The organism is Sphaerisporangium sp. NPDC049002 (assembly GCF_040649355.1).
GTDB lineage: Bacteria > Actinomycetota > Actinomycetes > Streptosporangiales > Streptosporangiaceae > Sphaerisporangium.
In genome coordinates this window covers 21141-28128 of the sequence record NZ_JBEZFH010000085.1, presented here as the reverse complement: position 1 = coordinate 28128, position 6988 = coordinate 21141, and the positions used below count along the sequence as shown (strand labels likewise).

Sequence of the window (6988 nt, the reverse complement as noted above, 5' to 3'; positions counted from 1 at the left end):
AGCGACTCTGGAGGGCCAACAAACCTCCATCTCTCACACAGCACCGCGTTCAGCGAAGCGCTATCGCTTCTCACCTCCCGCGTTCGTGTTCACAACAAGACGCTGAAGTACTGCCCGGCCTTCCCCGGCCGGTTCGGCTCGATCCAGGACGCTCGCGTCTTCTGCCAGGAGTTCTACGCCTGGTACAACCACGATCACTACCACTCCGGGATCGGCTACCACCATCCCGCCGACGTGCACTACGGCAAGGCCGGCATGGTCCGCGATCGACGTGCCCACGTCCTGTCCACCGCTCAGGCCACCCATCCCGAGCGGTTCGCCTCCGGCGGCACGCCCATCCCACCCGCCCTGCCCGGACCGGCATGGATCAACAAGCCCAACGACTCCGACCGGAAGGACGAACAAGAAAGGCTGACACAGAATTAGACCAGCTCAGCTGCCTTGATCAGATTGACAGGTACCGCCTACGCTTACCAGAGCAGCGGCGACCTTGATGCGGCTGAGGAATGCTATCGGCAGGTGATTCCCATGGGCGAGCGGCTTCCCCGGCTTGGGCACCGCTATAGCCAGGCCGAGACCTTTAGCAGGTACGGCGACCTTAGACAAGAGCTTGGGGATACAGTCGGGGCGCTGCGGCTCTGGCGCAAGGCCCAGGAACTCCTAGAAGAGCTCAACCACCCATTGCGCGACGCGGTTCATCAGAAGATCCATTCCAGGCTCGGCCAGTGAACGTCACCTATTCTTGCCGATGGCATACCAAGCGGGGACGAGGGCCAGCACGGAGATCGCGCCCATGATGATCCAGGCAGGCTTGCCGAGGCTGCTCCAAAGGACGACGCCGATAGCGGGGCCGACAGCGGTTCCAATACCGAACATCGCGTGGGTGGCACCCTGATAGCGCCCGCTGCTCTCAGGGGGCGCGGCGAGGGCGGGGTAGGCGAACATCGACGGCCCCTGGATGATCTCGGCGAGTGTCCAGAGCAGAGTGCCGATGACGAACACCGCCAGTCCGCCAGGCAGCGCGTATACGGCCATACCGGCACCCAGCAAGAAGAAGCCGACTGTCACCACCCGTCGCATCCGCCACATCTGGACGATCTTGGTCATCAGCAGCTCGAAGCAGATCACAATCGCACCGTTGATCGCGAGCATGACTCCGTACCAGAAGGTGCCGAAGCCCGCCTCGCGGATGGCAAGAGGAAGGGTGCTCATGTACTGGATGTACACCGCCGAGTTGAGCATCACAGCGAACATGAAGGCGACGAAGCGGCGGTCACGCAGGACCACCAAGTACCCACCTGTATGGCTGACAGGGGTGGCACCTGATGCGACGGTTCCGCGCGGCAAGGCCACCAGGACGATCACGGCGTAACAGAGGGCGGCGGCGGCCTCACCGTAGAACAGCAGATCGTAGGAGACTGCGGCCAGTGCCGTTCCGAGCAGCGGAGCGGCGGTGGTGCCCAGATTGAGCGCCAGCCGGTACATCGCGGTGATCATCACCTGCCGGTCGCTCGAGATCAGCGCGGCGATGTATGAGGAGGCTGCCGGCCGGTAGACCTGGCTGATCATCCCGACCAGAGCCACCGCCGCCAGTATCCCCGCGTACCAGCGGATGTGCAGCACAGCCACGAGAAGTACGGCAGTTCCCACCATTCCCAAAACGATGGTCATCCGGGCGCCGATGCGGTCGGCCAGCGTGCCGCCGATCAGCACGCCCGCAACGGAGCCGGCACCGTAGACGCCTAGTGCTATGCCTCCTTGGACCCCTGTGAAACCACGGGTGGTCATGAAAAGGATGAGGAAGACCTGGACGAACGAACCCAGCTTGTTGACCAGAACACCGAAGAGAAGCGCCTTCACGGCGAACGGCGACTCGTTGAAGGTCGCGAGTACACCGACTTTCCCGGCGTGGGTCTGAGGGGCGTGGGTGGTCACCGGACCTCTGTCCTTTCCCTGATCCGCAATGCTTTGGCCGCCTGGTCGAGGGCGGCCACGCACTCTTGCCCGGTCGGGGCGACCGCGGTGGCGTACGCGATCCGGCCCATCAGCAGGCCGCGCGGTGGTGGGGAGACCGTGGCGCCGGGCATGACGACGGCGACCGCTCGGTCGATTTCGGCCGGCAGCGCCGCAGCGTCGAACTTCACGCTGTCGATAACGGTGTCGTCATGCTCGGGATAGAAGAACCGGATCGCCGCCACCAGGTCGCGTTGCACTTCGAGCGCTGGCTCGGCGCCGGTGGCCAGCGCGGCGAGGGCCAGGCCAGGGTCGATCCCTGAGGCGGCCATCCCAAGATAAGGGATCATGTCACCCCCGAGCCGGGCGTTCACCTCGATGACCTTCGGGATCGGGTCGAGTTTCAGCTCGGCGTGAGTCCAGCCGTGGGTGAAGCCGAGCGCAGTGTGGGTGTCCTGGAGCAAGGTGAGGAAAGCGGGGTCGCGCAGCAGCGGGTCATGGTTCGTGACCACATGGCCGGTCTCCTCGAAGTAGGGCGGGTAGCCGGTCTGTTTGCGGCCGACGAACAGCGGTGTCACGCGCCCGCCGACGACTACGGAGTCCACACTCACTTCGGGTCCGGCGAGATACTCCTCAACCAGGACTGACTGGTCGAACTCGGGCATATGTGCCACGGTCGCCTGGTCAGCGAAGGCGAAGGATTCGGCCATCTTCTCGGCAGAGCGCACCAGCGACACGCCATAACTGGCCGCTGCGGCCCGGGGCTTGACCACCACCGGATAGCCGATGTTCTCGGCCGCGGCCAAGGCCTCTTCGAGGGTCCCGGCCAGAGCGAACTCCGGCTGTGCGAGCCCGGCCAGGGCCAGGGCGGAGCGGCCCTGGTATTTGTCGCGGCAGCGCCACACCGCCTCGGCAGGAGTATGTGGAAGGCCGAGGCTCGCGGCGACGCACGCTGCCTGGTGGACCCGGGATTCGTCCCAGCAGACCACGCCACTGACCGGCTCACGCGCGTTCAGCTCGGCGGCCGCCACGGCGAGTGTGTCAGTGTCGGTCGCCGCGACGACGGTGCTGCCGACCAGGTAAGGATCTTCCCAGGTGGTCGGGGTCAGAGTGAACAGATGGATCCGGTAGCGGGCACTGATGCTCGCCAGTAGGTACTCACGGTAATTCTGAAGGCCCGTCACGATCAGGATGAGCAGGGGCCGTTGTCCTTGGGCGTGAATGGTGACTCTCCAGGGGACGATCGACTGCTAAGTGAATAATCATCCCGTGCCATCCGTATCACGCAGGTATCGCCGGTGGTCGGTCGGTAGCGGCTGGTCCTGCGGTCCAGGTGAAGCGGAGCCCCTGCCGTCCTGTACTGATCTGGTGCGCCATCTGCGCGATACTGCTGCGCTACTCCACGGAGGGATGTTGTTCACCCAGCAAAGATTCAGGACGGGTGGACAGTGATCCTCACGGGTACCGAGATTGCGCGGGAATGGGCGAACGGTCGTATCACGATCGACCCCTTCACTCCCGAGCAGGTGAATCCGAACAGCTACAACTTCCGGCTCGGTCGGACGCTATGCGTCTATCGGGACATGCCATTGGATGCTCGGCACGGCAACGAGTGCGACGAGATCGAGATTCCCGACGAGGGATATGTCCTTGAGCCTGGCCGGCTGTATCTTGCGCATACGATCGAGGTCCTGGGCAGCGAGTATTATGCGCCGACCTTCGCCGCACGCTCATCGGTGGCAAGGCTAGGGCTGTTCATCAACCTGTCGGCGAGTCTGGGCGACATCGGGTACAAGGGCCAATGGACGCTCCAGCTTTACTCCATGAACGCGGTCCGGGTCTATCCGGGCATCAACATCGGTCAGATGATGTGGTGGCGACCGCAGGGAGATATCGAACTCTACGACGGTAAGTACCAGGGCGCGACCGGACCCCGAAGCAGCGACATCCACAAGGACTTCCACAAGCAGTTCGCCCGGCAGCGCTTCATCGGCCTGGGGGCGAGCGTCGACCCCGCTAGGACAGGACCGAAGTTCGCCGCTCTGGCGGCGAACAGTCGCCGCTTCCGAGTCCCCAACGCGTTCTGCATCTCAGCCGAGGAGTTCGACGGAGCGCTCAGTGACGACCAGCGCCGCGGGTTGGCCGCGGCCTTCAACGACCTTCGAGCCACAGTGGGAGCATTCCTCACGGACTCCCTGATGGACATCCAAAAGATCGTGTCCGGGGTGCACCTGACCGAACAGGCCCGGCAATTGCTGGCAGTCCGGATCGCCGACATGTTCGGCGACGACGAGAGCGTCGAGTTCGCCGTCCGCTCCTCCGGCCTCGACGAGGACACCGCCGGCTCGAGCCTGGCCGGGATCCATACCACGGTCCTGGGTGTACAGGGCGTTGATGCGGTGGCCCAGGCGGTCGAGCAATGCTGGCGCTCCTACTACGGGGCCTCGGCTGTGGCGGCCCGGGTCCGCGCGGGCGACTTCTCCCATACACCCAGGCTGGCCGTCATCGTCCAGAGGATGATCCGGCCTGAGCTGGCCGGGGTCGCCTTCTCCGACCCCGAGGACGGGGTCGTGATCGAATACGTCGAAGGCTTGGCCGACTCTCTGGTCGCCGGGGTTGCCGTGCCGGTCCTTGCCAAATCGGCAGAGCTCACCGGTGATGTCCCTGCGCTGGCCGAGGTCGTGCGGTTGGTACAGGCACTCCGCGCGGCCGAGGGCTATGACGTGGACGTCGAGTGGGCCGCCGACGCTGACGGGGTGCACCTCATCCAGGTCCGGCCGCAGACCGCCGCGTCCCAGCAGAACACCAGCCATGACGAGCCGGTTGCTGATGCCTACAGACTCTACTTCGACGAGATACCCGCCTCCGTCGATCTCGGTGAGGTCTCCGCGGTCTATGGCGGCTATGCGGCCAAGCGTGGGCCGGCGCACAGGCTGGCCGTCGAATGCGGTGTCGGCGTCGGCCACGGCTGGGTCGTCCACTTCAACGGGCGCGGCCTGTGCGCCGCGGAGACCGGTGGTCGACTGCGTGAGGTCATCGACGAGGGTTGCGCCGACGAGTGCGTATTGGACTTCGGTGACACCCTCCGGCAGATCGTGGTGCACAAGGCGGAACTTCTCAGCCGACTCGCCGAGACCACCGGAGCGGGACCGGACTCCACCCGGCTGCACACAGTGATCGTTCGGGACTACCTTCGGGGCGATCTGGGAATCATCTCCCGGCGCGTGGGCGACGACTTCATCGTCGAGTACACCCCTGAGGGCCTCATGGCACTCAATCGCGGCACCTCGGGCGCCGCGGCGGTGATGATACGTAACGGACAGGTCGACCCGGCCGACAGCCCGATCAACGCCCATGTAGGCGAGCTCGCCGAGTTCACCAGGGCCATGAGTGACCGGTACGGACCGATGACTCTTGAGTGGGTGCGACAGTCGGGGAAGCTGTTCTTCGTCGATTACTCGCTGCTGGGCGGGGACGCCCTGAACTCCGCCGACGCGCGTGTGATCTCGGCGGGAACCGCCGCAGGGCCGCTGCTCGCCCTGGACGAAGACGAAGTGCTCAGCCGGCTGTCGATCGGGCCGGCAGTCAGTGTTGACAGGTCGCAGGACCTGTCCGGCCACGAAGGGCTCCGGGAGATCATCGCGCGAGTCCGGGCCTGCTCGGAGCCACCGATCGTCCGGGCCTCTCGCCCGTACGCCGTGCTCTCGGTCCTTATCGGTGACGTCGCAGGGTTCGTCTTCGATCAGGGCTCCACCCTTGGCCACCTGGCCATCCTGCTGCGGGAGGCGGGCCTGCCAGCGGTGGCGGCCCAGGGCCTGCCCAGCGAAGGACATGCGGTAATCAGCAGTGGGACCGTCACTGTGACGGGCGGAAAGTGACTGACGTGACAGAGAATAACTGCTGGCTGGTCCTGGGCGGGTTGCACGTCCTCAACGGAACGGCTCCGCTGCGCGCGGACGAGCCGCTCATCCTGATTCCGCTGGAGCTGCGGGCCCCGGGCAACACCCTCGTGCTGCGCTGGTCCGACCTCGGCCCGGTCGAGCTGATCGCTGGTGACCGCCGGGTCACATCTGAGGGGGTCGCCCTGTTCCCCGGCATGCGGCCGAGCCAGGAGGTCCGGAGCCTGCTGGGAGACGGCCCGATCGTCCCACTGTTCTGCCTGAGCGACACCGGCGACGGGCTGCACGTGTACTCCCAGATCCGATTCCTTGAGGAAGACGCGTGCTTCATCCGGATCACCTCGAGTCCGCTGGCCGAACCTGCCGATTCGCTGCGCTGGCTGCCCGAGGCAGCCCGGCTCCACAGTGAGCAGGCGCTGTTCCTCAACAACCACCAGCGGTACTACCGCAAGTGCTTCGTCGGCCAGGAGCTCGAGTACAAGTACACACTCACTCCCCCAGTGGACATATGGACCGCCAACCTGGACCTCTATCGGAGCCTGCTAGCGGGCGACCTACCCGGCTACGTCATGGAGTACCGCGATGAGTTCCAAGCGTGGGACTACCTGAACCACCTGTACGAGATCACCGCGCCCGCGGCAGAGCTGGGGTACGTCTCCTTCATCCCCACTACCGACGGAAAGCACCTGGTCAAGCGCAAGTGGTACGCCGAGGACTCCTTCGAGCGCAGGGAGAGCCACACCTACGGTGTCGAGGTCGAGCAGTTCGGCGACTACATCACCGACGTGCTGGGCCTTGAGGCGGTCCGGCTCCCCTCCTTCCGCCGGGTCCGTTACGACGTCAACTTCGAGTCGGTAACCACCGGACACGTATACGGGATCTTCTTCGACCACTGCAGCCTGTTGGACGCCCCCGACGTCGTCTTGCACCAGTGCGAACTGGAGTACCTGCGCAGCCGTACCGCGATCGCTGCGGACGAGGCCGCTGTCCTGGATGAGATGGCGGAGATCGCACAGTGGCTGGAAGGGTTCCTTCGAGCCCGCGGCCTGAACGACCAGCGTGGCTTCTACTCAAAGAGGACCTTCCTGAAGGACTCTGTGTCCGCCCGCCCCGAGCTGGCCCTGGTGGTGCGCTGA

At 65.1% G+C, this 6988-nt stretch carries 5 protein-coding genes and 1 pseudogene; 4 read left to right on the top strand and 2 right to left on the bottom strand.

From position 1 onward, the window contains the following. Window positions 1–96 precede the first annotated feature (96 nt). Together AB0B89_RS18520 and AB0B89_RS18515 are read left to right on the top strand one after the other, a co-directional pair. Window positions 97–273: pseudogene (locus AB0B89_RS18520) on the top strand (integrase core domain-containing protein); the annotation flags it as partial. A 255-nt stretch (window positions 274–528) separates the two neighbouring features. After that, on the top strand, window positions 529–729 hold the full coding sequence (locus AB0B89_RS18515; RefSeq protein WP_358553851.1) for a hypothetical protein: 201 nt from the start codon (window positions 529–531) through the stop codon (window positions 727–729). Between the two features lie 3 nt (window positions 730–732). Here the strand turns inward: AB0B89_RS18515 and AB0B89_RS18510 are convergent, their stop codons facing one another. Further along, window positions 733–1935: an MFS transporter gene (locus AB0B89_RS18510; protein ID WP_358553848.1), complete on the bottom strand. Its 1203-nt coding sequence runs from the start codon at window positions 1933–1935 to the stop codon at window positions 733–735. Continuing rightward, a complete protein-coding gene (locus AB0B89_RS18505) occupies window positions 1932–3137 on the bottom strand; it encodes an ATP-grasp domain-containing protein (RefSeq protein ID WP_358553845.1) in 1206 nt (401 codons plus the stop codon). Before AB0B89_RS18505 ends, AB0B89_RS18510 begins: the two co-directional genes overlap by 4 nt. A 264-nt stretch (window positions 3138–3401) precedes the next feature. Between AB0B89_RS18505 and AB0B89_RS18500 the strand changes: the two genes are divergently transcribed. Both AB0B89_RS18500 and AB0B89_RS18495 read left to right on the top strand, forming a co-directional pair. Next, on the top strand, window positions 3402–5831 hold the full coding sequence (locus AB0B89_RS18500; protein ID WP_358553842.1) for a PEP/pyruvate-binding domain-containing protein: 2430 nt from the start codon (window positions 3402–3404) through the stop codon (window positions 5829–5831). A 5-nt stretch (window positions 5832–5836) separates the two neighbouring features. After that, window positions 5837–6988: a hypothetical protein gene (locus tag AB0B89_RS18495; protein WP_358553839.1), complete on the top strand. Its 1152-nt coding sequence runs from the start codon at window positions 5837–5839 to the stop codon at window positions 6986–6988.

Bases quoted from the DNA above. Each gene is read 5' to 3' on its own strand.
- AB0B89_RS18515 (WP_358553851.1), top strand. From the start codon at position 529: ATGGGCGAGCGGCTTCCCCGGCTTGGGCACCGCTATAGCCAGGCCGAG.